Origin of the sequence: Amycolatopsis sp. NPDC051372 (assembly GCF_040682095.1) — a bacterium.
GTDB lineage: Bacteria > Actinomycetota > Actinomycetes > Mycobacteriales > Pseudonocardiaceae > Amycolatopsis.
This window is the reverse complement of record NZ_JBFBAF010000007.1, coordinates 1-26,878: the sequence shown is the minus strand read 5'-3', so window position 1 is coordinate 26,878 and position 26,878 is coordinate 1. Positions and strand designations below refer to the sequence as shown.

Below are 26,878 nucleotides of genomic sequence, written 5' to 3'. Positions count from 1 at the left end.
ACACAGGACAGCCGCCCCGCGAACATCAAGCCACCGGCACCGAAGCCACACCCGGAGCCAGGAACGGCTTCCCGTTCACCCGCTCCGAAACCCCGGCCCGGTCCAGGTACGGCGTGATGCCGCCGTTCCAGAACGGCCAGCCCGCGCCCAGCAGCAGGCACAGGTCGATGTCCTGCGCCTCCGCGACCACACCCTCGTCGAGCATGATGCGGATCTCCTCGGCGATGGCGTTCAGCGCGCGGTCGCGCACCTGCTCGGCCGTGGAGGGCGACCCGCCACGCGTCCACAGGGCGTCGACCTCCGGGTCGACGGACGCGGTGCCCGAGGAGTCCCAGGTCCACACGCCCTTCTTGCCCGCCTGCACGAACTTGGCGAGGTTCTCGCTCACCGTGAAGCGGTCCGGGAACGAGCCGTGCAGCGTCTCGCCCACGTGCAGCGCGATGGCCGGGCCCACGAGCTGCATCAGGTTCAGCGGCGACATCGGCAGGCCCAGCGGCTCCAGTGCCGAGTCCGCGACCTCGAACGGCGTGCCCTCGTCCACGGACACCAGCACCTCGCCGAGGAAGCGCAGCAGCAGCCGGTTCACGACGAACGCGGTGGCGTCCTTCACCAGCACGCTCGACTTCTTCAGCTGCTTGCCGACCGAGAACGCCGTGGCGAGCGTGGCGTCGTCGGTCTTCTCGCCGCGCACGATCTCCAGTAGCGGCAGCACGGCCACCGGGTTGAAGAAGTGGAAACCGACCACGCGCTCGGGGTGCTGCAGCTTCGACGCCATCGCGCTGATCGACAGCGAAGACGTGTTCGTCGCCAGGATCGCCTCGGGCGAGACGTGCTGCTCCAGCTCCGCGAACACCGCCTGCTTCACGCCCAGCTCTTCGAACACGGCCTCGATCACGAAGTCGGCGTCGGCGAACGCGGCCTTGTCGAGTGACCCGGTCACCAGCGCCTTGAGGCGGTTGGCGGCGTCCGGCGACACGCGCTTGCGCGCCAGCAGCTTGTCGATCTCGTCGTGGACGTAACCCACGCCCTTGTCCACGCGCTCCTGGTCGACGTCGGTGAGCACCACCGGCACCTTGAGGCGGCGCACGAACAGCAGCGCGAGCTGACTGGCCATCAGGCCCGCGCCCACGATGCCGACCTTGTTCACCTTGCGCGCCAGCGACTTGTCCGGCGCCCCGGCCGGCCGTTTCGCGCGCTTGTTCACGAGGTTGAACGAGTACAGCCCGGCGCGCAGCTCGTCGGACATCAGCAGCTCGGCCAAGCCGTCCGTCTCGGCGGCGTAGCCCCGGTCGAGATCGTTGTCCCGCGCCAGTTCCAGCAGCTCCACGGCCTTCGTCGCACCCGGCGAAGCGCCGTGCGTGCGACCGTCGACGATGGACTTCGCGCGGGCGATGGCCGCATCCCAGCCGGCGCCGCGGTCGATCTCGCGTCGCGCGGGGATGACCTCGCCGTTCACGACCTTGGCAAGCCACAGCAGCGACTGCTCGAGGTAGTCGGCCGAGCCGAACACCTCGTCGACGATGCCGAGCTGGGCCGCCTGCTTCACGTTGAGCATCTTGTTCTGCGCCAGCGCGTTCTCGATGATCACGGTCACGGCGGCGTCGGCTCCGATGAGGTTCGGCAGCAGCTGCGTGCCGCCCCAGCCCGGGAACAGGCCGAGGAACACCTCGGGGAACGCGATCGCGGCGGTGTTCTCCGAGAGCGTGCGGTAGTGGCACGACAGGGCCAGCTCGAGCCCGCCGCCCATCACCGCGCCGTTGACGAAGCCGAACGTCGGGATCTTCGACTCGGTGAGCCGGCGGAACACGTCGTGGCCGGTTTGCGCGATCTTTCGGGCCAGCGCCGGGTCCGATACGGCCTCCACACCGGACAGATCCGCGCCGACGGCGAAGATGAACGGCTTGCCGGTGACCGCGATCGCCGCGGGTTCGGCCTCGAACGCCACGTCCAGCGCGGCGTTGAGCGACACGAGGCCCTGCGGGCCGAACGTGCTCGGCCGGGTGTGGTCGTGGCCGTTGTCGAGCGTGATCAGCGCGACCGGCTTCGCGAGCCCGGGCACCTTCACCAGACGCGTGACGGCGGTGGTCACGACCTCGTCGGGGAACGCGGCCTTGGCCTCTTCAGCGGTGAAAGTCATTACTTCGCCCCCTCGAACGCCGGGTTCTCCCAGATCACGGTGCCGCCCATGCCGATGCCGATGCACATGGTGGTCATGCCGTAGCGCACGTCGGGGCGCTCGGCGAACTGGCGCGCCAGCTGCGTCATCAGCCGCACGCCGGACGAGGCCAGCGGGTGGCCGCACGCGATCGCGCCGCCCCACTGGTTCACTCGCGGGTCGTCCTGGTCGATGCCGAAGTGGTCGAGGAAGGCGAGCACCTGCACGGCGAACGCCTCGTTGATCTCGAACAGGCCGATGTCGTCGATCGACAGGCCGGTGCGCTTGAACAGCTTCTCCGTGGCCGGGATCGGGCCGATGCCCATGACCTCGGGCTCGACTCCCGCGAACGAGTAGCCGACCAGCCGCATCGCGACGGGCAGACCCAGCTCGCGGGCAGTTTCCTCGTCGGCGAGGAGCGACGCCGTGGCGCCGTCGTTGAGGCCCGCCGCGTTGCCCGCGGTGATGCGGCCGTGGGGGCGGAACGGCGTCTTCAGCTTCGCCAGCTGCTCGATGGTCGTGCCCGGCCGGGGCGGTTCGTCCTCAGTGGCCAGTCCCCAGCCGAGTTCCTTGGACCGGATGGCCACCGGCACCAGCTCAGGGCCGATCTTGCCGGTCTTCACAGCCTCGGCGTAGCGCTCCTGGCTGCGCGCGGCGTAGGCGTCGGTGCGCTCCTTGGTGATCTCGGGGAACCGGTCGTGCAGGTTCTCCGCGGTCTGGCCCATGACGAGCGCCGTCGGGTCCACGAGCTTGTCGGCGATGATGCGCGGGTTGGGGTCCACGCCCTCGCCCATCGGGTGGCGGCCCATGTGCTCGACGCCGCCGGCGATGGCGATGTCGTAGGCGCCGAAGCCGATGCCGCTCGCGACCGTGGTCACGGCCGTCATCGCGCCGGCGCACATGCGGTCGATCGCGAAACCCGGCACGGACTTCGGCAGGCCGGCCAGCAGGGCGGCCGTGCGCCCGATGGTCAGGCCCTGGTCGCCGATCTGGGTCGTCGCGGCGATGGCGACGTCGTCCACCCGCTCGGGCGGCAGCTCGGGGTGCCGCCGCAGCAGCTCACGGATGGCGTTGACGACCAGGTCGTCCGCGCGGGTCCCGGCGTAGATGCCCTTGTCACCCGCCTTGCCGAAGGGGGTGCGTACCCCTTCGACGAACACGACGTTGCGCACCCCACGCGCGGTCGGCGCAAGGGGCGGCGTTGCTGGTGCGGCCACGAATGCTCCTGAAGTAGACAGAAATCCTGTCCGCACGATAGCCCTTGTTACCCACGGGTAACCAGGGGAGTGGCCCGGACGAGTGGGCGACGGCACACTCCCGGGCGGCCCCGGACCTCAGGAACGCAGGTGGGCGAGCCAGCCACCCTTCGCCGAGATGTCCTCCGCGGCGACGAGCGCCGCCGGTTCGCACAGGAACCCCGAGACCTCCGAACCGTCTTGCAGGCGCACCCGCCCGATCGCCAGCGGCGCGGGGACCGCCGCCACGAACGCGCCGAAGCCGGCCACCGGGAGATCCCACACCTCGGCCGCGATCGCGACGCCGTCTTCGGCCACGCGCACGAGCCCCGGTTTCGGCGGGGTCGTGGCCAGCGCGTGCAGCCGGTACTCGGGCGCGGTCTCGGTTTCGGCGACGAAGCGGCCGCCGCGTGAGGTCAGCTCGTGGTTGAGCGGCTGCCCCCGCAGGTGGGCCCCGACGACGGCCAGGCGCACGCGGTCCTCGACGCCGTGGGCCAGCGCGGCCAGCTTCGCGTCCGCCTCGGCCGGGCCGACGAGCATCACCCCGAACGGCCGCCCGCCGACTGTCCCGGCGGGCACGGCGAGCGCGGACAGGCCGAGCAGGTTGGCGAAGTTCGTGAAGCGGCCGAGGGCGGCGTTCGCGCCGACCGGGTCCGCGGCCACCTCGGCGAGCGTCGGGTGCCCGATGGTGGTCGGCAGCAACAGGGCGTCCACAGTGGAAAGCACGGCGTCGGCCTCGCGCTTGAGCCCGGCGAGCGTGGCCCGGTCGGCGAACACCCGGTGCGCGGGGAGGTCGCGGGCCGCGGTGATGATGGCCGCGACGGTCGGGTCGACCTCGTCGTGGTGCTTCTCGACGAACTCGCCGACGGCGGTGTAGCGCTCGGCGACGAACGAACCCTCGTACAGCAGCCGCGCCGCGGCGAGAAAAGGCGATAAATCCACAGTGGTCACCACCGCGCCGGCCGCGGCGTAGCGCGCCACCGCGGCGGCGTAGGCCTCGGCCCAGCCGTCCTGCAGGGGGCCCAGGGAAGCCGGAACGCCGATCCGGAACGTGCCCGCTTCCGACAGGCACCGCAGCGCGAGCTCCGCCTCGCCCACCGTGCGCGCGAAGATCGACACGCAGTCGATGCTCGCGCACGCCGGCACGACGCCGTCCGTCGGCAGCAGCCCCGGCGTCGGCTTCAGCCCGACGATCCCGTTGAACGCCGCCGGGACGCGGCCCGAGCCCGCCGTGTCCGTGCCGAGCGCGAGGTCCGCGATCCCCAGCGCGACGGCGACCGCGGACCCCGAACTCGACCCGCCCGACACGTACGCCGGATCGATCGCGTTGCGCACCGCGCCATACGGGCTGCGCGTGCCGACCAGCCCGGTTGCGAACTGGTCGAGGTTCGTCGTGCCGAGCACCAGCGCACCCGCCGCCTTCAGCCGGGCGACGACGGGTGCGTCCGCTCGGGGCTCGTAGGCAAACGCCGGGCACCCGGCGGTGGTCGGCAACCCGGCGACGTCGATGTTGCCCTTGACCGCGGCGAGCCGCCCGTAGAGCGGGAGCGGTTCCCCGGCGGTGTACCGATCCTCGAGTGCTTCGGCTTCGGCCAGCAGCTCGGCCTCCGGGCGCAGGTCGACCCAGATCTCGGGCCGGTCGACCTGCTCGATCCGCCGGTAGGCGGCGTGCACGCGTTCGCGGATCATCCGAGCACCACCAGCGGGGTGCCGGGCGCGACCTGGTCGCCGGGGGACACGAGCACCTCGAGCACCTTTCCGTCGGCGGGCGCGGGGATGCGCGCCTCGGTTTTCATGGCTTCCAGCGTGACCAGCGACTGCCTGTGGTCCACCCGCGTGCCGGCCTCGACGTCCACCCGCCAGACGGTGGCGGCGAACGGGGCCTCGACGACGTGGCCGCCCGGCGGTGCCTGCACGCGGGCCGGCGGCCTCGTGACGGGTTCGGGCTTCGGGTCGAACTCGCCCGCGGCGGCCCACGCGCGGCGTTCCGCCTCGAACGCCGCCGACTGCGTGGCGCGGAACCCGGCGATGCTCTCGGCGTTGTCGGCCAGGAATCGCTGGTAGTCGGCGAGGCGGAACTCCCCGTCGGTGATGTCGAGCTCCAGCTGCCCAGCGGAGCCGCGCGCCCGCAGGTCCAGCAGCTCGTCGGCCGACACCGGGTACCACGAGATCCGGTCGAAGAACCGCAGCAGCCACGGCGACCCCGGCTCGAACGCGCCGCGCTGGTGCCAGCCGCTCCACACCTGCACGGTGCGCCCCACGAACTGGTACCCGCCCGGCCCTTCCATTCCGTAGATGCACAGGTAGGCGCCGCCGATGCCGACCGAGTTCTCGGCCGTCCACGTCCTGGCCGGGTTGTACTTCGTGGTCACCAGCCGATGCCGCGGGTCCAGTGGGGTGGCGACGGGTGCGCCGAGGTAGACGTCGCCGAGGCCGAGCACGAGGTACTCGGCGTCGAACACCGTGCGGTAGACATCGTCCACAGTAGACAGACCATTGACGCGGCGGATGAACTCGATGTTCCACGGGCACCACGGGGCGTCGTCGCGCACGCCCGTCATGTACCGCTCGATCGCCTCGCGCGTCGCCGGGTCGTCCCACGACAGCGGCAGCCGCACCCCGCGGCTGGGCACCACCAGGTCCGCGGTGCCCGGCAGGTCGCCCTCCAGCTCGCGCACCAGGCCGAGGGCCTTGCCGACCGGCAGCGCGTCCGGGTCGACGTGCACCTGCAGCGACCGGATGCCCGGCGTGAGGTCGACGATCCCCGGCACGCCTTCGGCGGCCAGCCGCTCGGCCAGCGCGTGGACGCGCATCCGCAGCGCGAGGTCGAGGGTCATGTCGCCGTATTCGACGAGCAGGTTGTCGTCGCCGCTGCGCCGGTAGGTCACCGACGGCTCGCCGTCGTGCGCGGTGCGCCGGGCGAGCACGCCGCCGTCGTCGAGGGCGTCTCGGCTGGCGAGCAGCGGCACCGCAGGACGGCGGCGCAGGGCCGCGGCGTGGTCGGTGTCGATCGGGACGAAGCGCACGGTGTCGCCCGGGCGCAGCTGGCCGAGTTTCCAGCGCTCACCGGTCGCGACCGTGGCCGGGCAGACGAAACCGCCGAGGCTCGGCCCGTCCGGGCCGAGCAGGATCGGCAGGTCGCCGGTGTAGTCGACGGCGCCGATCGCGTAGGGCGTGTCGTGGATGTTGGACGGGTGCAGCCCGGCTTCACCACCATCCTCCCGCGCCCACTGCGGGCGCGGCCCGACGAGCCGGACGCCGGTGCGCGCGGAGTTGAAGTGCACCTGCCAGTCGGTGCGGTAGAAGGTCTCGATGTCGGCCGGCGTGAAGAACTCCGGCGCGGCGTGCGGTCCTTCCAGCGCGCCGATCGTCCACTGTGTACCCAGCCGCGGCCGATCGCCGGCGGGGACGGCGCCGGCGACCGGGTCCGCGGGCTCGGCGCCGGGCGTGAGCACGTCGCCCGCCGCGAGCGCCCGGCCGCCGTGGCCGCCGAACCGGCCGAGCGTGAACGTCGCCGCGCTGCCGAGGAACCCGGGCACGGCGAGCCCGCCCCGCACGAGCACGTAGCTGCGCAGCCCGGCCGTGCCCGCGCCCACGTCGAGCGTGCCGCCGGCCGGGACCACGATCGGCGTCCACGAGGGAGCCGGAGCGCCGTCGAGCAGCACGGGTGCCGTGGCGCCGGTGACGCAGACGGTGGTGTCGGCGGAGAACCGCAGCGTGACACCGTCCACCGTGCACTCCAGGCCGGCCGCGCCCTCGGGGTTGCCGAGTGCGAGGTTGCCGAGCCGCAGAGACAGGTCGTCCATCGGGCCGGACGGCGGCACCCCGACGTGCCAGAACCCGGTGCGGCCCGGCCACTCCTGCACGGTGGTCATCGTGCCGCCGCGCACGACGTCGATCCGCGGCTCGTCGTCGGTGACGCCGTCGAGCGTCGCGGTGTCGTGAGTGGCGCTCGTGAACGCTGGATCGACGGCCGCGGCGCGGAGCTGGCCGAGGTTGGTGCGCAGCCCGCCGACAGCGGTGGTCGCGAGGGCGGCACGCAGGTTCGCCAGCGCGTCCGCGCGGTCGGTTCCGGTGCAGATCACCTTGGCCAGCAGGGGATCGTAGTGCGTGGTGACGATGGTGCCGGCCTCGATCCACGTGTCCACGCGGACGCCCGGCGGCAGCGAGACGCCGGTGACCAGGCCGGCGCTCGGCCGGTGGTTCGCGCTCGGGTCCTCGGCGTAGACGCGGGCCTCGAACGCGTGCCCGCGCGGCTCGGGTGCGGTGGTTCCCGGCGCGGTGGTTCCGGGTGCGGTGGCGAACATCCCTCGGTCGCCCTGGGCGAGCCGCAGCATCCAGCCGACCAGGTCGATGCCGTACACCGCCTCGGTCACCGGGTGCTCGACCTGCAGCCGCGTGTTGACCTCGAGGAACGCGGCCTCCTCGCGCACGGGGTCGTACACGAACTCGACCGTGCCGGCCGAGCGGTAGCGCACCGACGAGCACAGTGCCACGGCCGCGTCGGCGAGCTGTCGGCGCACCGCGTCGGGCAGGCCGGGTGCCGGGCACTCCTCCACGACCTTCTGGTTGCGCCGCTGCAACGAGCAGTCGCGCGTGCCCAGCGCGAGGATCGCGCCGGCGCCGTCGCCGAAGACCTGCACCTCGACGTGCCGGGCGCTCGTCACCAGCCGCTCCAGGAACACACCGGAGCTGGCGAAGCTCTTGGCCGCCACGCTGCGCACGGTCTCCCACGCGGCGGACAGCTCTTCGGCCGACGCACACGCGCGCATCCCGATCCCGCCGCCGCCCCCGGTCGCCTTGAGCATCACCGGATAGCCGATCCCGGCCGCTTCCGCCAGGGCTTCGTCGAGGTCGCCGAGCAGCCCGGTGCCGGGCAGCAGCGGCACCCCGGCCGCGATCGCGGCCTCGCGCGCGGTGTGCTTGCTGCCGAACACCTCCAGGTGCTCCGGCGCCGGCCCGACGAACGCGATCCCGGCGCTCTCGCAGGCACGGGCGAACGCGGTGTCCTCACTCAGGAAGCCGTACCCCGGGTGGATCGCGTCCGCCCCGGTGTCGAGCGCGGCCCGGATGATCGCGTCGGCCCGCAGGTAGCTCTCGGCCGCGGGCGCCGGGCCGAGCCGCACGGCCTCGTCGGCCAGGCGGACGTGGGGTGCGGTGCGGTCGGCGTCGGAGTACACGGCGACGGTGGGGATACCCAGCTCGTGGGCTCCGCGCAGCAGGCGCACGGCGATCTCGCCGCGGTTGGCGACCAGCAGTTTCACGCCGCACGCTCCGGTTCGGTCACGACCATCCGCACCGGCGTCGGGTCGAACCCGTTGCAGGGGTTGTTGATCTGCGGGCAGTTGGACACGAGCACGAGGACGTCGGTTTCGGCGCGCAGCCGGACTTCCAGGCCCGGCGCGGAGATGCCGTCGACGATGCCGAGCGTGCCGTCGGCCTCGACGGGCACGTTCATGTACCAGTTGACGTTGCTCACCAGGTCGCGTTTGCCGAGGCCCCACTTGCTGCCCTCGATGAGGAAGTTGTCGGCGCAGGCGTGCTGGAACCGGGTGTGCTGGCCGTAGCGCAGGCTGTTGGACTCCTTGCTGCACGCGCCGCCGAGCGTGTCGTGGCGGCCGCAGGTGTCGGCGACGACGGTGACGAGCGGCGCGCCCTCGCCGGTGCGCAGCACGCTGCCGGTGGTGAGGAAGATGTTGCGCTGCGCGGCGATCGTCGCAGCGGCGCTGTAGCGCTTCGCGGTGTCCGCCGCGTCGTAGCAGAGGAAGTCGACGGCCTGGTTGCCGCCGAGGTCGATGATCGAGAGCTCCTGGCCGCCGCGCAGCACGGTGGAGAACGGCGCCCGCGCGGGGACTTCGACGTCGAGAACGGTCGTGGTCATGCGAGCCCCCGGGCGGTGAGGTAGTCGGCGGTGTTCTCGAACGCGCGCTGCGCTTCCGGGCTGTGGGTCCACTCCGGACTGACCGGGCCGGTGGGCCGGTCGCGCCAGGCGAGGACGCGCAACGGGGTCACGGTGTAGTCCTCGCGGGGGTCGAGCGGGTGCGCGGTGTTGGCCAGGAGGACGACCACCGGCAGTTCGATGCGCAGGTCGACCGAAGCCCCGGCACCCGCAGAGCCGGTGAACTCGAGCCCACCCTCCGCGTTGACCCGCACGCCCTGGAAGAACGACAGGCTGGGCGGCAGATCCCGGGGCCCCAGGCCGTTTTTCGCCGCCGCCAAGGTGAACAGCGGCATCCCGGCCGGCGAGGGGCCTTCGGGTACGCCGTCGCCGTAGCGCGCGGTGTTGCCGTCCACAGTGGATGTTCCGCACAACGCGTCGTGCCGGCCACTGGTGTCGGCCACGACGGTCGCAAGCACCCGGGCCTGGTCCGAGAGCAGTGCGACGGATTCCCCAAGGTAGGCGTTCCACTGCACCTTCACGGTGTCGGCGACGTTGAGCCGTTCCCAGGGCCCGTCGGCGTTGAACAGCAGGAGGTGCGCGCAGGCGTCGCCCTGAAGGTCGGTGAGCCGCAGCCGGGTGCCGCGGGCGAGGACCTTGTGCGTGTAGCCGCCGCCGGCCACGGTCTCGGCCCAGGTCAGGGCGGCGGGCTCGACTCCGGGCGGCGCGGGCCACCCGGTCGCCGGGATCCTCGGCATCGTGTCGACGACCGTGCCGGCCTGGGCGCGGGCGTGGTCGCGCGCGCCGTATGTGGTTGCCGTGGTGCTCATGGACGTCCTCTCAGACCGCGGGTTCGAGGGCGGGGGCGGTGGTCCGGCGCAGCCGCAGCCAGCAGAACCAGCCGATCAGCAGGGCGGCGCCGACGAATTCGACGGGGAACAGCAGCAGCCAGGGCGAACCCGAGCCGGCGAGGTCGTAGATCTCCGCGCGGGGCCAGGCGATGTTGACGATCATCACCACGCCGTAGGCGACCGCGGCGACGTTCACCGGGACCGCCCAGCGCCCCAGCGAGAACAGACCGGGCTCGGCGGGGAACCGCCCGCGCAGCCGGCGCACCAGCAGCGGGCCGGTGACCAGCAGGTAGGCGAGGTAGACCACGACCACCGAGGTGCCGGTGATCGTGCTGAACAGCGTCGGGTTGCCGACGTTCACCCCGAGCAGCGCGATCGCCAGCGCGCCGGAGATGACGGCGGGCCACAGCGGGGTGCCGGTGCGCGGGTTGACGCCCGAGAGGCGTGCGGAGAACGGCAACGCGTTGTCGCGGGCCATCGCGTAGATCAGCCGGATCGTGCCGGTCTGGATGGTGAGGGTGCAGACGATCACGGCGATCGCGACGTCGGCGAGGAAGATCCGGCCGAAGGTGTCGCCGAAAACGGCCGTGATGACGTACGGCAGGCCGTGGCCGGCGAGTTCGCCGTCGGTGAGGCTCGGGGCTGCCATCAGCGCGGTGAGCACCACGGCGAGGCCGCCGAGCCCGGACACCAGCACCGCGCGCAGAACGGCTCGCGGTGCGGCCCGGCGGGCGTCGCGCGTCTCCTCCGCGACCGAGGCCGCGGTGTCGAACCCGTACAGCACGTACGCGGCCATCAGCGCCGAAGCGAGTACGCCGCCGATCCCGGCCGCGGAGGCGCCGTCGCTCACCGGGACGCTGTGCACCACGACCTGCGGCCCGCGCACGGCGAACAGCGCCAGGCCGCCGATGAGCACGACGACGCCGATCAGCTCCGCGGCGACCCCGACGTCGTTGATCCGGGCCATCACACGGACCCCGGCGGCGTTGACCACCGTGGTGAAGACGATCAGCAGCGTGCCGAGCAGCACGGCGTTCGTGGCACCGGTCGGCGAGGTCACCGACGGGTCGCCGCCGACGAGCTGGAACCCGCTCCACACCGAGGGGAGCACGATCTGCAGCGCGATCGCCGCGGCGGCGAGCGCGACGACGCAGCCGAGCAGCATCATCCAGCCCGCGAGCCAGCCGGCGAAGCCGCGCGCGAGCTGCTTGGCCCACTGGTAGACGGATCCGGCGAGCGGGTAGCGGGCGGCCAGCTCCGCGAAGACGAGCGCGACGAGGACCTGCCCGGCGAGCACGAACGGCCACGACCAGAAGAACAGCGGGCCGCCGAAGGTGTAGCCGAAGCCGAAGAGCTGGAAGACGGTGGTGAGGATCGAGACGAAGGAGAAGCCGGCAGCGAAGGCGGAAAACCCGCCCAAGCTGCGGCGGAGCTCCTGGCGATAGCCGAACTGCGTGAGGTCGTCGGAGGGGACCGAGGGCGCGGGCATGCGGGGCTCCCGTCTGCTGGCGGGTATTTCGATCGGTTGACCGAAATTAAGCCGCCGGTGGGTCGCTGCCGTCTCGCTCGCGTAAGGCGAGTGTTAACGGGTGTTTCCGGAAGGGGCTGTCGCGCGTAACACGGCGGGGCGCCTGGCAGGATCGGCGGGGTGGACGGGAAGGCGACGGGAGTGGGGCGGCCTCGCGCGAGTGGCGCGGCGGCGAGCCGCCAGGACGCGCGCGAGGCGGTGCTCGACGCGGCGGGGGAGTTGTTCACCGGCGCCGGGTACGCGGCGACCACCACTCGCGCGATCGCCGAGCGGGCGGGCCTGCGGCAGGCGTCGCTGTACTACCACTTCCCGGCCAAGGAGGACATCCTCGCCGAACTGCTGGCGGCCACGGTCCGGCCTTCCCTGGCGGTCGCGGTCGGGCTGGTCTCCTCGCCCTCGCCCGAGCCGGCGAGCGTGCGGTTGTGGGCGCTGGCCTATGCGGACGTGCGGCTGCTCGGCGGGGCGCGGCACAACATCGGCGCGCTGTACCTGCTGCCCGAGGTGTCGTCGCCGAACCTCGCCGGGTTCCGCGCGGAGCGGGCCGAGCTGAAGGCCGCGTACGGCACGCTCGTGCGGATCGCCGGTGCGCCCGCGATCCGCACGGACCTGGTGTTCGGCCTCGTGGAGAGCACTGCGATCACGCGCCGCGACGACCCGGCGCTCGACGTGGAGGCCCACGCCCGCGAAACGGCCGACGCCGTCGTCCGGCTGGCCGGCCTCGGCGAACCGGACGACACGCTGCGAGCGGCGGCCCGCGCGCTGCTCAACCCGGTTGGTCGGACATAATGCGCATTGTGGACACGTCGTGGGGGTGGTGCTCGTGAAGTTCTTCCGCTCGCGGCCGGTGGACGAGGCGTCCGCGCTGCGCGGATCGGTCGCGTGGTCGCGCGGCCGGGAAGGCGCGCGTGACCTGCTGGAGCGCTTCGGGGTCGCCGTCCGGCTGGGCGAACTGGGCGAATGGCGCGACGCCGAGCCGGTGTTCCGTGAGCTCGTGCCGCCCATGACCCGCGAATTCGGTCCGCGCAGCAAGGAAACGCTGGGCCTCTGGGTGCAACTCGCGATGTCGTGGTCCGGCCAGGGCCGCCCCGACGAGGCCGTACCCCTGCTGGCCGAGACGGAGGACGTCTACGAGCAGACCTGGGGCCCCGAAGCCGCCACGATCTGGTGCCGCCGCATGCTCGTCGAGGCCCTGGGGGTGGCCAACCGCATCGACGAGCGTGTCGCCGCGTCGGCGTCGGTGGTCCGCTACTGCGCCTCCGAACTCGGCGACGCCGACCCGCTGACCCGCGAAGTTCGCTTCGGCGACCTGATCGCACTGTGCGATGCCGACCGCCAGGACGAGGCCCTGCGCGAACTGGCCGAGAAGATCGTGCCGCACTTGAAGAAGCCGTTCGACCTCGACTGGGCGGAAGCCGCGCGCCTGGAGATCACCGCCGAGCTGGGCGACCCTGCTCTTGCGGTGCCGCCATTGCGCGAACTCGCCGCCCGGCACGCGCGCCACGGCTTCTTCCGCCAGTGCCTCGCCGACGTGCTGGTTCTGACCGACGACCACGCTGAAGCGGCCTCCCTGCTCACGTCGCTGGTCGCCGAGTTCTGGAGCGGCTGGCGCCAGACGCTGCGCAACCGCGGGACCCTGGCCCAAATCCACCCGGACCCGGAGGTGGCGGCGTTCCACGCCCGCGAGGTCCTCGCGGCGGTGGCGTGGCCGGTGGGCCATCCGGAAGTGATTGCGGCGCAAGAGGTCCTGGACCGCCTGGGCTGAGCACTCGTCAGGTGGGTGTCCATACGCGAAGCGATCCGTCGCGCAGTTCGGCGAACCGGCCGGTGCGCGGGTCGGCCGCGGTGGGCCGGAAGCCGGGCACGAAGGCGGTCGGGGCACCGTCGGCGGGGTCCCAGACCTCGAACCCCTCGGCGGCGGTCACGTAGAGCAGGTTCTCGACCGCCCACATCGGACCGTTCGGCCCCGCGAACAGCCCGCGGCTTTCGCGTGTGACCGGGTCGAACAGCTCGACTCCGTCGATCGTCTCGCCCTCGTCCGGGCCGGGTTTCTGCAGGGCGAGCAGGTCGTCGGAGATCCAGGCCATCGGCGTGTCCCGCACGTATCCACGGTCGGTGAGCACGGGCAGGTCGCGGGGTGCCCGTGCATCGCCGCCGAGCCAGGCCGAAACGTCGATCACGGCCGGGACGCCGGCCGGGGCCCATACCCAACCGTCGTCCACGAGCCAGCGGCCCGACGGACTCGCGGTGAGACGGCCGTGGAAGTAGTCCGGGTCTTCGTCGTCCAGCGGCAGCCGGTCTCCGGTGGCGGCGTCGTACAGGTCGAGCCGGTTCCACGCGCTCGCGGCGACGAAATACCCCGGGAGAAAGGTGAACGGGAAGGGCACCTGCTCGCTGTTGTAGTCCCCGATGTCGAGCCACCGGATTACCTCGCCGGTGCGCGTCGCGAGAACCACTCCGTGGCTGCCGTAGTCGGTCACCACCGCGGTGCGTTCGCCGTCGGCCGACGTGGACAACGCTGGACGCGGTTCGCGCATCCGCAGCGCCTTGTGCTTCTCGGCGGGCAACTGGATCGGACCGGTCAGTCGTTCGGGATCGCCGTCGTCCGGCAGAGCCACGAGGCCCTCGGCGGTCAGCGCGAGCCAGCCATCGGGCAGGGGCGCGAGGCACTCGTCGCCCCACGGCACGACCGCGCACGGGCGGGTGCACCAGGTGCCGCCGAGAGGTGAATCGCGATGGATCGGCTGCGGGGTGCCGACGAGGCGTTCGACGTGGATGGGGTGGTGCGTGGCCGCGACACAGCGCGGGCAGATGGTTCGGAGCTCGGCGGCAGGCCCGTCGGCGCAGGACTCACAGAGCAGGTCGAGTTCACTGGCGACTCCAGTGAAGACCAGACTATGGCGCGGGGAATCAGGAAAACCCAGGTGCGGGCACCGGCGGGTGGCCGAAGCCGGACCCGGGTGCCCGCAGGAAAGCACGTTCACAGCCGTGAGCCTGACAGCTCACGAGCCGCAGGCGCACGTGAATTTCAGGCCGTCGCCGTCGTGTGCAACGCCTTGCTCAACGCCCCTACCGTCAGCTCCACCTGCCACGGCCGCGCCCCACCTGCCTGCAGCACCGCCGCCACCCCGTCTTCCGACAGGTCGGCCGGCGGCCGCCAGCACGTGCGCCGCACGAGGTCGGGCAGCATGAGGTTCTCCACCGGCAGCCGGCGGTCCTCGGCGATGGCGGCCAGCGCCGCGCGTGCCGCGGAGAGGCGGGCGGCGGCGTCGGGGTCCTTGTCGGCCCAGCGGTTGACCGGGGGTGGGCCGTCGGACGGCTGGGTGGGGCTGGGGAGCTCGCTCGCGGGCAGCGTCTTGGCCGCCTGCAGGTGCCGCAGCCAGCTGGCTGTGTACTTGCGCTGCACGCGGCCGCTGAACACCGGCAGGGCCTGCAGCTCCTCAACGGTCTTCGGGTCGGCAGTCACGGCGTTGACGATGGCGCTGTCGGGCAGGATGCGGCTGGGCGCGCGGTCGCGTTTGCGGGCCAGCTCGTCGCGGGCCTGCCACAGCTCGCGCACGGCGGCGAGGCCGCGCGGGCTGCGGATCTTGTGCACACCCGACGTGCGGCGCCACGGCTCGGCGCGCGGGGCGGGCGGCGGCGCGGTGCGCACGGCTTCGAACTCCTGCCGTGCCCACTCGAGCTTGCCCTGGGACTCCAGCTCGACCTCGAGACGTTCGCGCAGCTCGTTGAGGAGCTCGACGTCGAGGGCGGCGTAGTTGAGCCAGTCGACGGGCAGCGGCCGCTTCGACCAGTCGGCGGCGCTGTGGCCCTTCTCGAGCGTGTAGCCGAGCAGCAGCTCGACGAGCGTGCCCAGCGCCACGCGCTCATAGCCCGCCAGCCGACCGGCCAGCTCGGTGTCGAAGAGGCTCTTGGGGCGCAGGTCCAGCTCGGCCAGGCACGGCAGGTCCTGGCTGGCGGCGTGGAGCACCCACTCGGTGTCGTTGAGGACTTCGCGCAGGGGCGCGAGGTCGTCGGCCAGCGCGATCGGGTCGAGCAGCACCGTGCCGGAGCCTTCGCGGCGCAGCTGCACGAGGTAGGCCTTGGGGAAGTAGCGGTAGCCGGACGCCCGTTCGGTGTCCACGGCCACGGCACCGGTTCCGGCGGCGAGCCGCGCGCACGCTTCAGCGAGCGCCGCCGGATCGGTCACCACGGGGGGTGTGCCTTCGGCGGGCTCGCGTAGCAGCACGGGCGATCCGGCGTCCTCGGTGGTGGTCTCTCCGGTCCGGGCGCCGTCCGCCTGTGCACTTCCCATAGCTGACGACCCTACGGGACGGGCGTACCGCGCCTGGTCCGCCCGCCCCGCAGGGCCTCTGTCTGCCTTCGTCAGCGGATCACACCGGCGCGCATTGCCAATGCGACCATCTGTGCCCGGTCACCCGTGCCGAGCTTGCGCCCGATGCGGGAGAGGTGCGACTTCACGGTGAGCGCGGAGAGGGAAAGTTCCTCCCCGATCTCCTTGTTCGACTGCCCGTCGGCGACGAGCTGGAGCACCTCGACCTCACGGGCGGAGAGCTCACGCGGGGTGTTGTCGGTACCCGCGACCCGCGTGCCGGTCGCCAAAACCGGGGCCACGCTCGGGTCGGCGTACACGCCGCCTTCCAGGACCCTGCGCACGCCGTCGGTGACAACCACCGGCGACGCGGACTTCAGCAGGTACGCCTGGGCACCGGCCTGGAACGCCGACCGAACCGCGTACGGGTCGTCGGACGATGCGAGCACCACCACGCGCGGCCATCCGTGGCTACGGAGTTCCGTAACCAGCTCGATGCCGCTGCCGTCCGGCAGTCCGAGATCGAGGATCGCCAGGTCGCACGGGCCGGTGGCCTGTGCTCGCGCCCTCGCCTCGGCCACCGTGGCGGCTTCGTGGACCGTGCCCGCACCCATCTGTGCGAGTCGTGCTGCGATTGCCTCCCTCAACAGCGGGTGGTCATCGACCACCAACACGGAAAAAAGCTCTTCCCGCGGGTGCGGAACCATGCTCGCCGGCAATGCACCGGCTGGCGTGGATCGAACGGCCTGAGAAATGCCGACGGTAGCCACGTCACTACCTCCCTGGAGTCGGTCGTGCCCCCCGACCGGCACCGGGACCTTCGGCCGTTCAGCCGCGCCAGCTTTAGACCGAAAGTGGTGTCGTCGAAGGCACTGTAGCCGCCCGGAGGCCGTTACGGGGGGATCGAATGGGTATCTATCTGAAACGACTCGTCACTCAGGGCGTTCACCGTCACACGATCGGGCTAGTGCTGAGCCCGTTGCTAACGGAACGGCTTCCGGAGGCGATGCAACAGAGTTACCGAACCCGAAACGCCCGTGCAGGTGGGCCGTGCACCTGCGGGTGCTTCCGCCCGGACGTCTCGTGAGCAGTCCACCAGACGTCGGAAATCGCCCTCCGCCGGGGCAAGATCAACTTTCTTCACGTTTGCACAGAGGGTCTTCGAGCGGCTCCGGGCGGGGCCGTGTCGGGGGCTCCGCGGGTACTGAGTGGCTTTGTGGGCGTGACCAGGGCATGACAGCCCGTGATCATTGGGTCTTCACGAACGTGGGCATCCGTGCGTGCTAGCGCGTGCGGTCCCAGGTGGACGGACGTGAACGGCTCTCAGAATCGCGTTCGGTCCGCCACCGGTGCCGTCGGTTGTCCAGACCACGACAGGCGCTCCTGGCCGTTCTGAGGGCGCGCGAAGGTCCCGGACGGGCGGCCCGTCCGGGTGAACTTCGGTGGATCAGGAGCTCTGGCGCTGTTCGAACAGCGTGACGCCGACCGGCGGCAGCCCCACGACGCTCGCCATGACCTGGCAGAACGCGTAGCCGTGGGCCCGCAGCGCGGCGTCGGTGGGCGTCCAGGAGGCCCGCAGCTCGAGGTCGTCGGTGCGCGAGGGCCCGGAGATGTCGCCGAACCGCGCCGACGAGGTCTCGGTGACGGTGCCGCCCAGCGCCTTCATCGAGGCGCCAGACGCTTCCAGCGCATCGGTCAGCCACGACCAGCCGACGGCCGGCAGGAAGGGATCGGTGGCCAGCTCACGGTCGAGCTCCGCCCGTACGTACATGACCAGCCGCAGGACGCCGTCCCAGCCTTCTTGGCCGTCGGGGTCGTGCAGCAGTACGAGCCGCCCCGACGCCAGCACGTCCGCCGGGCCCTCCACCTCACAGCTCACGGCGAACGACCACGGCGCCAGCCGCTGCGGCGCCCGCATGGTCTCCAGTCGCACCTCGGGACGCGGCCGCACGGACTTCAGCGCCGCGACGGCTTCGCGGAAGAGTTCGGGCACTGGCGTCATCGCGGTCACGCAACGACTGTAGGGCGGCGACGCCCCGTTGCGGACGCAGGCGCGCCGAGGGACGACCCGACCGGCCCAGTGGTCCGCCGGCGCGTCGCCGGGGCGGACGAATCGGGCGCGGAGGCTTGATCAGGCCGGTCGTGGTGGGAGTTCTGGTCGCGGCTTCGGCGGTCGGGCCGGGGTGGGGGAGCCGCGACTGCGTGCTGACCGAACTTCGGCGATCGGATCCGATGCGCCCGGACTGCGTCGTCCCCGGCCGCTTGTCCGGGCCGGGTGATTCGGGCGCGGCGGCTTGAACCGGCCGGAAGGCTGGTCGGACTTCGCGGGGCGGGCCGGCGGAGCGCGAGGACCGTGGGTGTGGGCAGGCGTGGCTTGACCGGAGGTCGGCGGCCGCTTGCGGCCGGAGCGCCGGTGGGGGTTGTGCGGCCGGTCCGATAACCCGGCCCCGGAGGCCTCCGAGCGGCCCGCCGGCTGCTCGCCGCCCGCGAGCGACGGAGGACGAACGCGGCCGAATCCGGCGCCGGGGCCGCCCCGCCCAGGCGGGAGCACCAGGCGTGGGACGATGGGCTTCGTGGCTGAGCTTTCGTCTGTGTCTGAGTCCTTTGCGTCCGAGACCGCCCCGGCTGTCGCGGCGCGGCGTGTGCTGGCGGAGTCGCCGTTCCTGGCCGCGGCGCGCGGGGAGAAGCCCGTGCGCACGCCCGTGTGGTTCATGCGCCAGGCCGGGCGGTCGCTGCCGGAGTACCGGAAGCTGCGCGAGGGCGTCGCGATGCTCGACGCGTGCTTCGACCCCGAGATGCTCGCCGAGATCACGCTGCAGCCGGTGCGCCGGCACGGTGTGGACGCGGCGGTCCTGTTCAGCGACATCGTGGTGCCGCTGAAGGCCGCGGGCCTGGACATCGACATCGTGCCCGGCACGGGGCCGGTGGTGGCCGAGCCGGTGCGCGACCGCAAAGCCGTGCGGGCGATTCCGCTGCTGGAGACCGAGCAGGTCGAGCGCGTGGCCGAGGGCGTGGGCCTGCTGGTGGAACGCCTGGGCGACACGCCGTTGATCGGCTTCGCCGGCGCGCCGTTCACGCTGGCCAGCTACCTCATCGAGGGCGGTCCGAGCCGCAACCACGAGCACACCAAGGCGCTCATGCACGCCGAACCCGAGCTCTGGCACGAGCTCGCCGGCCGCCTCGCCGACATCGCGCTCACCTTCCTTCGTGCGCAGCTCGACGCTGGCGCCGACGCCGTCCAGCTGTTCGACTCGTGGGCCGGCGCGCTGTCCGAGCGCGACTACCGCGAGTTCGTCCAGCCGCACTCGGCGAAGGTGCTGGCCGGCGTCGCGGGCTACGGCGTGCCGCGGATCCACTTCGGCGTCGGCACGGGCGAGCTGCTCGTGGCGATGCGCGAAGCGGGCGCCGACGTCGTCGGGGTCGACTGGCGCGTGCCGCTCGACGAGGCCGTGCGCCGGCTCGGCGGCAAGGCCGTGGTGCAGGGCAACCTCGACCCGGCGCTGCTCTACGCGGGCTGGCCGGTGATCGAGGCCGAGGTCCGCCGGATCGTCGACGAGGGCCGCGCGGCCGACGGGCACATCTTCAACCTCGGCCACGGCGTGCTGCCGAGCGTCGAGCCCGAGGTCCTCACCCGCGTCGCCGAGCTGGTGCACTCGCTGTGAAGCACGTCGCCGTCGTCGGCGGCGGCATCTCCGGCCTGACCGCGGCCTACCGCCTGCGGACGCTGCTCGGCGACGGCGTCGCGATCACCGTCTTCGAAGCCACCCCCGCCGTCGGCGGCAAGCTGCGCACGGCCGAGGTCGGAGGCGTGCCCTACGACGTCGGCGCCGAAGCCTTCCTCGCCCGCCGGCCCGAGGTCACGGCGCTGGTCGCCGAGGTCGGGCTGGGCGAGCACCTGGTGCACCCCACGAAGGCGCGCGCCAAGATCCACGCCGGCGGCACCGTCACGGGCCTGCCGCCCGGCACGGTCATGGGCGTGCCCGCCTCCGCCGACGCCGTGGCCGGCGTGCTCTCGGAAGACGGCCGCCTCGCCGTCGAAAAGGAACGTTCCCTCGGCCCCGTCGAGCTCACCGCCGCCGACGTGGCTCTCGGTCCGCTGCTGCGCACCCGCTTCGGCGACGAGCTCGTCGATCGGCTCGTCGACCCGCTGCTCGGCGGTGTCTACGCGGGCGGCGCCGACGGCCTCGGGCTGCGCGCGACCATGCCCGGCCTGGCCAAGGCCGTCGCCGAGGGCGCCGGGTCGCTCACCGACGCCGCGGCCGCCCTGCTGCCGAAGACCCCCGGCACCGCGCCCGTGTTCGGCACGTTGACCGGCGGCCTGACCACACTGCTGGACCGCCTGCGCGAGCTGTCCCGAGCCACCGTGCGCACCTCCGCCACCGTCCGCGCCCTGACCCGCACCGCGAACGGCTGGCGCCTCGACGTGGGCGCCGCCGCCCCGGCCCACGCTCCCGAGGACACCCCGGTGAACGTCGACGCCGTTGTGCTCGCCGTGCCCGCCCCCGCCGCGCGCAAGCTGCTCGCCGACCTCGTCCCGGCCGCGTCCCAGGCGTTCGGCGAGGTCGAGCTGGCCTCGATGGCCGTGGTCGCCCTCGCGCTGCCGCCCGGCACCGAACTGCCCGACGCGTCGGGCATCCTCATCGGCGCCGGCGAGAAGGACGCCGAGGGGGTGCCGTACGCGTCGAAGGCCTTCACCTTCTCCGCCAACAAGTGGGCCCACTACGGCGCCGCCGGCCCGGTGCTCGTCCGCGGCTCCGTCGGCCGCTTCCGCGAGCAGGGCGCGCTGAACGGCGACGACGAAGCCCTGGTGCACGCCGTCCGCGACGACCTCGCCCGCCTCACCGGTGTCACCGCACAGCCGCTCGACACGCTGGTCACCCGCTGGGGCGGCGGCCTGCCGCAGTACGGCGCCGGGCACCTCGAGCGCGTGACGCGCATCGAAACCGCCGTCAACGAGCTGCCCGGCCTGGCCGTCGCGGGCGCGACGCTGCACGGCGTCGGGCTCCCGGCGTGCGTCGCCACCGCCGACGCCGCCGCGAAGCGGATCGCGGCGAGCTTCACAGTGTGACGTGACGGAGGCGCTTGGCGCCCGGAAGCCGTGCGGTGCGAGGATGGAGCCATGGCGCGGCTGAACTACAACGAGCTCAACGACAGCATCCGTTACACCGCCTGGTCGGTCTTCCGGGTCGAGCCCGGCCGCCTCGGCGAGGACCGCGGGACCGCGGGGCAGGAGACGGCGGAGTTCCTCGACGGGCTCGCCGACAAGGGCGTGGTGGTGCGCGGCGTCTACGACCTGTCCGTGCTCCGGGCCGACGCCGACTACATGGTGTGGTGGCACGCCGAGGAGATCGAGCAGGTCCAGGCCGCCTACAACGGCTTCCGGCGCACGCCGCTGGGCCGCGCGTCGACCCCGGTGTGGAGCCAGGTCGCACTGCACCGCCCGGCGGAGTTCAACAAGAGCCACATCCCGGCGTTCCTCGCTGGTGAGGAAGCGCGCAAGTACATCTGCGTGTACCCGTTCGTCCGCTCCTACGAGTGGTACCTGCTCCCGGACGAGGAGCGGCGCAAGATGCTCGCCGACCACGGCAAGGAAGCCCGTGACTACCCGGACGTGCGCGCCAACACCGTGGCGTCGTTCGCGCTCGGCGACTACGAGTGGATCCTCGCGTTCGAGGCCGACGAGCTGCACCGCATCGTCGACCTGATGCGCCACCTGCGTGCGACGGAGGCCCGCCGCCACGTGCGCGAGGAGATCCCGTTCTACACCGGCACGCGCGTGGCGCCCGCCGAGCTCGTCGCGGCACTGCCGTAACCGCCGTGCAGGACGTGCTGGCCGGGGTGTGGCAGACGCTCACCGGCGAATCCCTCCCGGCCGTGTCCTTGACCGGCGACGAATCCTTGCTGCCCGGCACTTTCCGGGTCGAGGCCGCCGCGACGGCGGGCATCGCGGCCGCCACGCTCGCGGCCGGTGAGCTGCTGCGCCTTCGCGGCATCGAACCCGGCACGGTGGGTGCGGACACGCGCCACGCCGCCGCCGCCGTGCGCAGCGAAGCTTTCGTGCGCGTGGACGGCGAGCCGCCTGCGAGCCCGTGGGGTCCGATCGCCGGCGACTACCTCGCTTCCGACGGCTGGGTGAAGCTCCACGCGAACTATCCCCGCCACGAGGCCGCCGTGTGCTGGTCGCTCGGCGTGCCCGCGCAGCGCGACGCCGTCGCGAAGACCGTGGCCGCCAAGACCGCCGCCGAGGTCGAGTCCGCCGTGGTGACGGCGGGTGGCGCGGCCGCGCTCATGCGTTCGCGCGACGAGTGGCTCGCGCACCCGCAGGGCCAGGCCGTCGCCGGCCTGCCGCTCGCCGAGATCCGGCAGATCGGCGACGCGCCGAAGAACACGCTTTTCGACTCCGACCGGCCAATGGGCGGGGTCCGGGTGCTGGAGCTGACGCACGTGCTCGCCGGGCCCGTCGCCGGCCGCGTGCTCGCGGCCCACGGCGCGAACGTGCTGCACGTCGGCGCCGCGCACCTGCCGCGCATCCCCGCGCTGACGATGGACACCGGCCACGGCAAGCGTTCGGGGTTCGTCGCGCTCGACACCGAGGGCGGCCGCGCGCGGCTGAAGAAGCTCATCGCGCGCGCCGATGTGGTGCTGCAGTCGTTCCGTCCCGGCGCGCTGGAGCGAATCGGATTCGGTCCGGAGGTGTTGGCCGAGCTGCGGCCGGGTCTTGTCACGGCCGACCTGTCGGCCTACGGCTGGGCCGGCCCGTGGGCCCGCCGCCGCGGGTTCGACAGCCTGGTGCAGATGGCCTCGGGCATCGCCGAGGAAGGCGCTCGCGTCGCGGGCACCGACCGGCCGACGCCGCTGCCCGCGCAGGCGCTCGACCACACCACGGGCTGGCTCGCGGCCGCGGCGATCATGACGGCGGTGCGCCGCACGGTCATCGAGGGTGGCAGCTGGAACGTGCGGTTGTCTCTCGCGGGAACGGGTCGATGGCTGGATTCCTTGGGGCGCAAGGAACCTTCGGTGTCCAGTGTGGACTCAGTGGATTACGGCGACCTCGTCGAAGAAGTCGACAGCGACTTCGGCAAGCTCACCCGCGTGAAGATGGCCGGCGACCTGCCGGGCGCCCAGCCGCACTGGGATCACCCGTCGCACCTGCCCGGAGCCGACAGCGCGGTGTGGCACCCGGTCAGCTCCTGAACCAGCGCCGCCGCTTCGCGGGTTCTCGGGCGGCGACCCAGGCGGCGAACGCGTCGGCGTACTCGCGCGCCCGGATCGTGTCGGTTTTCGGGTGCGCGGCGGCGTAGGCGGCGAAGAGCGGGCCGAAGCGCTCGCCCAGGCTTTCGGCCAGGTCGGGGTGCAGATACGCCATGAGCCGGCGGCGTTTGGTGAGCAGGACGTCGGCTTCGACGCACAGCCGGTCAGGCGCGAAACCCGGCGGGGGTGGGGCGCCGGTGAGCAACGCGTCGAGCAGCGCGGCCTGCCGGGCGGCGAGCTCCTCGCGGCTCACGCCGTCACCGTCGTGCGCAGGGCGGCGAGCTCCGCGGCCAGCTCGGTGTCGGTGGGGTAGTCGTCGTCGCGTTCCAGCAGCACGCCCGGCGGGTCGGTGCGGCGGCGCAGCTCGGCGAGCAGGTCGAGCACCTCGGGCAGCACCGGGTGCGCGTGCGTGTCGTGGTAGACGCCGTCGCGCTCGACCCCGCCTGCCATGTGCACGTAGGCCAGGCGCTCCCAGGGAATCCCGTCGAGAAACGCCACCGGGTCGGTTCCGACGTTGCGCGCGTTGGCATACAGGTTCGCCACGTCGATGATCAGCAGGCACCCCGTGCGCTCGGTCAGCTCGGTGAGGAACTGCTCCTCCGACAACGTGTTCTCGGGCCACTCCAGTACGGCCGCGATGTTCTCCAGTGCCAAAGGGACGTCCACAATGGACTGGGCGAGTCGGACGTTGGCCACGAGCACGTCGAGCGCTTCGCGCGTGCGCGGCAGCGGCATGAGGTGCCCGGAGTCGAGCCCGCCCGCGCGGACGAAGCACACGTGGTCGCTCGCGAGCGGCGCGTCGAGCGCCCGGGCCAGCTCGGCGAGGTGCTCGACGCGCTTCGTGTCCAGCGGCTCCGCCCCGCCGAGCGAGAGCGACACGGCGTGCGGCAGCACGGGTAGGCCGCGCTGCCGCAATGCCAGCAGGCTCTCGGGCAGGTGTGGCGCGTGGAGGTTCTCGGCGACGACCTCCACCCAGTCGACGCCCGGCAGCCGCGCGATCGACAGGTCCAGCTCGGCCCGCCAGCCGATGCCGACACCCAGCCGGTCAACCACCACAACCCCCGCCGCCGCACGAAGAACCGCAGGAGGAGCCGCCGCTGCTGCACGAAGACCCACTGCTGCACGAAGACCCACTGCTGCTCGACGAGCTGCTGCAGGACGAACCACCGCTCGACGAACCACCGCCGGACCCGGCGAACGGCTGGACCGGCGGGATCAGCGCCGCGCTCAGCTCGTCGTCCGGGTACATCACGAGCCCGCCCAGCGCCACGGCGCCGGCCGCTCCGGCGAGCAGCAAGGCCGGCTGCGCCGCGCCCTGCGTGCGGCTCGACCCCCGGGCGCGCGTCAGGGCCCCTTGGCCCTTCGCCGTGATCCGCACGCGCTTGCGGTTGCGGTTGCGCACCACGCTCGCGACGACCGTCAGCACGAGGACCACCACGAGCAGCAGGAACAGCCAGCCAACGGGCCGGTCGTTCGCCGCACCCGTCACGAACCGCACGGCGCCGATCGCCACGAGGATCAGGTAGGCCAGCAAGATTGTGGTGTGGAACGGAGGTGCTTCGCTGCCGGAGGTGAGCAGGCCGGTGCGCTGCATATCGCCTTCGAGGTCGCTCATCGCCTTCGACCGCGCCGCCTTCGCCCGCAGACTGCGCGTGGTACCGCCGGTGGCGCCCTTCGCGCCCTCGTGCACCGAGCGTTCGATCTTGTGCGACGGGTGTTTGCCTGCCGCCGTCAAGAGCCCTTCGCTGTTCACGCGCAGCAGACCACGATCCACCAGCGCCGCGATCGCCGTGTCGGCCACGCGCTCGGGCCCGCCGGCCAGGTACGCGAGGTGGTAGACGTCCGGCAGCTCACCGGTGTGCTGGCCCGCTCGCGGGCGTGCGACGCGCGGCCCCACCATCTGCACCAAGAGCACCACGGCCAGTGCGATTCCGTACCACGCCAGGAACTGCGGTCCCGAAATCCCCCAGGTTTCGTCCACGGCTTGCCTCGTCACTCTCGTAGTCGCCGGTACCGACCAGGTTCACCGAGTGGGTCGGCACAACTGACGCCGTCGGCGGCGCCACGGTTCCGTCAGCAGCTGGTGGAGCCGCCGCCGCATCCTGAGCCGCCGCCGCAGCTCGAACCGCCTCCACCACAGCTTCACCCACGGCCGCAGCGTGAGCCGAGGTGTAGCTCGCCACCGCCGAGACGGGTGGGCCGGCATCCGATCTGAAGGGGCTTGGGTTTCGGCCGCGGCGCAAGGCGATCCGCAGCCGGTGGTCGATGTGATCGCCCAGTCCACCGACCGCGCTGGCCTCGGCGGCTCCCGTCACGACGCTGCGGTCCGCCCACGCCGCGCGCATCGCTTCGCAACTGGCTTCGGCGGGCCGCGCCTGTTGCCGCGCTTGTTGCCACGAATGGGCGAGCACCACGGCCTCGAGAACCACGACCACGCCCACCGCAACGGACGAGTTCGCGGGGAGGTTGGAGCGACAAAGGTCGCGCCCCAACTGCGACTGACGGTGGTGAGCGGCGAGGCCCCGCACATCCGGGGTCAACCGACCGGTTGGCCTGCCTGGCCGCCGCAGCCGGCATTGTCCCCACTCGGTCGGGTTGTGGACAGATGCCGAACCTGGCCGTCTTTCGTCGGATCTTGTCGGGGGTGGCAGATAGAATGGAACGGGGACGCCCCCCTTGGGGAGGCGGTTTCTAGGGGTCGTTGCAACACCTGAGTGATCAGGGGTTGTTCATGGCTTCAGGGTTTCGGGATCGAGCCGGGCCGGTGAGGGTTCGGGCTTCGTCTGAGTGTGGCAGGCGTCTGGTGGTGGAGCGGGTCGCTTACTTTGCGCTGGTGGATGCAGGGTTGGGGAGTCGGGAAGCGGCTCGGCGGGTGGGGATCAATTATCGGACGGCGAAGCGGTGGCGGGCCGAGGCCGAGGCAGCCGCCCAGGCTGGCGAGCCGACTGTGGTGCCGGTGGTGTCTGCCCGGTTTCTGAGCCTGGCCGAGCGGATCCTGATCGCTGATCGGATCCGCCAGCCCGGGGTGTCGCTGCGGGTGATCGCGGCCGAACTAGGCCGGCCGGTCTCCACGATCACCCGCGAACTGCACCGCAACCAGCAACCCGACGGCGGTTATCACCCGCACGCCGCCCATGAGATGGCCGCAGATCGTCGGGCCCGGCCCAAAGTCTCGAAACTGGCCGCGGATCCAAGGCTGCGGGCGATCGTTCAAGATGGGCTCGAGAGGCGGTTCAGCCCGCAGCAGATCACCCGCCGACTGCGCCGTGATCATCCCGACCGGCCAGGATGGCATGTGACGTGCGAAACGATCTACCAAGCCCTCTACGTCCAAGCCCGTGGTGGGTTGCGGGGCGAGGTCGCGACCTGGTTGCGGACTGGGCGCATTCAGCGTCGGCCGCATGTCCGGGCTGATCAGCGGCGCCCGCGGATGGCCACGGAGATGCTCATGATCAGCGAACGACCACCCGAAGCCGCCGACCGGGCGGTGCCCGGACATGGGGAAGGGGACCTGATCCTGGGTGCATTCAACCGCTCCGCGATCGGCACCCTGGTCGAACGCGCCACCCGCTACGTGATGCTGCTGCACCTGCCCGAGGGCTACGCACCCAGCCTGCTGCGCGACGCCCTGATCGCGAAGATCGCGACTCTGCCCGCGCAGTTGCAGCGCT

At 72.3% G+C, this 26,878-nt stretch carries 21 protein-coding genes; 7 read left to right on the top strand and 14 right to left on the bottom strand.

Annotated features, from left to right (window positions below; all coding sequences use genetic code 11):
• Nucleotides 1–25: 25 nt before the first annotated feature.
• The 7 genes from AB0M56_RS12495 to AB0M56_RS12465 form a co-directional block, all read right to left on the bottom strand.
• Entirely contained in the window at nt 26–2,137 is a 2,112-nt protein-coding gene (locus tag AB0M56_RS12495) for a 3-hydroxyacyl-CoA dehydrogenase NAD-binding domain-containing protein (protein ID WP_364174291.1), read from the bottom strand.
• Nucleotides 2,137–3,327 (bottom strand): thiolase family protein, encoded by a 1,191-nt coding sequence (locus tag AB0M56_RS12490; RefSeq protein ID WP_364174918.1) that lies wholly within the window; start codon nt 3,325–3,327, stop codon nt 2,137–2,139. The genes AB0M56_RS12495 and AB0M56_RS12490 overlap by 1 nt, the downstream gene beginning before the upstream one ends.
• A 162-nt stretch (nt 3,328–3,489) precedes the next feature.
• Nucleotides 3,490–5,079, bottom strand: a complete 1,590-nt coding sequence (locus AB0M56_RS12485; RefSeq protein WP_364174288.1) for an allophanate hydrolase — start codon at nt 5,077–5,079, stop codon at nt 3,490–3,492.
• Nucleotides 5,076–8,654 carry an urea carboxylase gene (gene uca / locus AB0M56_RS12480; RefSeq protein WP_364174285.1) on the bottom strand — a complete coding sequence of 1,193 codons (3,579 nt, stop codon included), beginning with the start codon at nt 8,652–8,654 and terminating at the stop codon, nt 5,076–5,078. The genes AB0M56_RS12485 and uca overlap by 4 nt, the downstream gene beginning before the upstream one ends.
• A complete protein-coding gene (locus AB0M56_RS12475; RefSeq protein WP_364174282.1) occupies nt 8,651–9,271 on the bottom strand; it encodes an urea amidolyase associated protein UAAP2 in 621 nt (206 codons plus the stop codon). The genes uca and AB0M56_RS12475 overlap by 4 nt, the downstream gene beginning before the upstream one ends.
• Nucleotides 9,268–10,098 (bottom strand): urea amidolyase associated protein UAAP1, encoded by an 831-nt coding sequence (locus AB0M56_RS12470; protein ID WP_364174279.1) that lies wholly within the window; start codon nt 10,096–10,098, stop codon nt 9,268–9,270. The genes AB0M56_RS12475 and AB0M56_RS12470 overlap by 4 nt, the downstream gene beginning before the upstream one ends.
• Nucleotides 10,099–10,108: 10 nt before the next feature.
• Complete coding sequence (locus tag AB0M56_RS12465; protein WP_364174276.1) at nt 10,109–11,608, bottom strand: amino acid permease; 1,500 nt, start codon at nt 11,606–11,608, stop codon at nt 10,109–10,111.
• 159 nt (nt 11,609–11,767) lie between these two features.
• Between AB0M56_RS12465 and AB0M56_RS12460 the strand changes: the two genes are divergently transcribed.
• On the top strand, nt 11,768–12,433 hold the full coding sequence (locus tag AB0M56_RS12460) for a helix-turn-helix domain-containing protein (protein WP_364174273.1): 666 nt from the start codon (nt 11,768–11,770) through the stop codon (nt 12,431–12,433).
• Between the two features lie 19 nt (nt 12,434–12,452).
• Nucleotides 12,453–13,409: a hypothetical protein gene (locus AB0M56_RS12455; protein WP_364174271.1), complete on the top strand. Its 957-nt coding sequence runs from the start codon at nt 12,453–12,455 to the stop codon at nt 13,407–13,409.
• Between the two features lie 7 nt (nt 13,410–13,416).
• Here AB0M56_RS12455 and AB0M56_RS12450 read toward each other — a convergent pair whose 3' ends face one another.
• The 4 genes from AB0M56_RS12450 to AB0M56_RS12435 all read right to left on the bottom strand — a co-directional run bounded on the left by AB0M56_RS12450 (nt 13,417) and on the right by AB0M56_RS12435 (nt 17,967).
• Complete coding sequence (locus AB0M56_RS12450) at nt 13,417–14,628, bottom strand: hypothetical protein (protein ID WP_364174268.1); 1,212 nt, start codon at nt 14,626–14,628, stop codon at nt 13,417–13,419.
• A gap of 44 nt (nt 14,629–14,672) precedes the next feature.
• Entirely contained in the window at nt 14,673–15,938 is a 1,266-nt protein-coding gene (locus AB0M56_RS12445; protein WP_364174265.1) for a ribonuclease D, read from the bottom strand.
• A 71-nt stretch (nt 15,939–16,009) separates the two neighbouring features.
• Nucleotides 16,010–16,726 (bottom strand): response regulator transcription factor, encoded by a 717-nt coding sequence (locus AB0M56_RS12440; RefSeq protein WP_033261886.1) that lies wholly within the window; start codon nt 16,724–16,726, stop codon nt 16,010–16,012.
• Between the two features lie 677 nt (nt 16,727–17,403).
• Entirely contained in the window at nt 17,404–17,967 is a 564-nt protein-coding gene (locus AB0M56_RS12435; RefSeq protein WP_364174262.1) for a DUF3000 domain-containing protein, read from the bottom strand.
• A 553-nt stretch (nt 17,968–18,520) separates the two neighbouring features.
• On the opposite strand from AB0M56_RS12435, the gene hemE reads away from it, so the two are divergent.
• From hemE to AB0M56_RS12415, 4 genes are read left to right on the top strand one after another with little or no spacing between them, the layout of a single operon-like run.
• A complete protein-coding gene (hemE, locus tag AB0M56_RS12430; RefSeq protein WP_364174259.1) occupies nt 18,521–19,618 on the top strand; it encodes a uroporphyrinogen decarboxylase in 1,098 nt (365 codons plus the stop codon).
• Nucleotides 19,615–21,024 (top strand): protoporphyrinogen oxidase, encoded by a 1,410-nt coding sequence (hemG, locus tag AB0M56_RS12425; protein WP_364174256.1) that lies wholly within the window; start codon nt 19,615–19,617, stop codon nt 21,022–21,024. Before hemE ends, hemG begins: the two co-directional genes overlap by 4 nt.
• A 51-nt stretch (nt 21,025–21,075) precedes the next feature.
• Nucleotides 21,076–21,768, top strand: a complete 693-nt coding sequence (gene hemQ / locus AB0M56_RS12420) for a hydrogen peroxide-dependent heme synthase (protein WP_220238375.1) — start codon at nt 21,076–21,078, stop codon at nt 21,766–21,768.
• A 5-nt stretch (nt 21,769–21,773) separates the two neighbouring features.
• A complete protein-coding gene (locus AB0M56_RS12415) occupies nt 21,774–23,150 on the top strand; it encodes a CoA transferase (protein ID WP_364174253.1) in 1,377 nt (458 codons plus the stop codon).
• On the opposite strand, the gene AB0M56_RS12410 is transcribed toward AB0M56_RS12415, so the two are convergent.
• Genes AB0M56_RS12410 through AB0M56_RS12400 form a run of 3 tightly spaced genes read right to left on the bottom strand, consistent with a single transcriptional unit; the run spans nt 23,140 to nt 25,188 of the window.
• Nucleotides 23,140–23,460, bottom strand: a complete 321-nt coding sequence (locus AB0M56_RS12410; protein WP_364174250.1) for a hypothetical protein — start codon at nt 23,458–23,460, stop codon at nt 23,140–23,142. The genes AB0M56_RS12415 and AB0M56_RS12410 overlap by 11 nt on opposite strands.
• Nucleotides 23,457–24,260 (bottom strand): DUF692 domain-containing protein, encoded by an 804-nt coding sequence (locus tag AB0M56_RS12405; protein WP_364174247.1) that lies wholly within the window; start codon nt 24,258–24,260, stop codon nt 23,457–23,459. The genes AB0M56_RS12410 and AB0M56_RS12405 overlap by 4 nt, the downstream gene beginning before the upstream one ends.
• Entirely contained in the window at nt 24,253–25,188 is a 936-nt protein-coding gene (locus AB0M56_RS12400) for a TIGR04222 domain-containing membrane protein (protein WP_364174244.1), read from the bottom strand. Before AB0M56_RS12400 ends, AB0M56_RS12405 begins: the two co-directional genes overlap by 8 nt.
• An 822-nt stretch (nt 25,189–26,010) precedes the next feature.
• Here AB0M56_RS12400 and AB0M56_RS12395 point away from each other — a divergent pair.
• On the top strand, nt 26,011–26,878 hold an 868-nt coding region (locus AB0M56_RS12395; protein WP_364174241.1), incomplete at its 3' end, for an IS30 family transposase.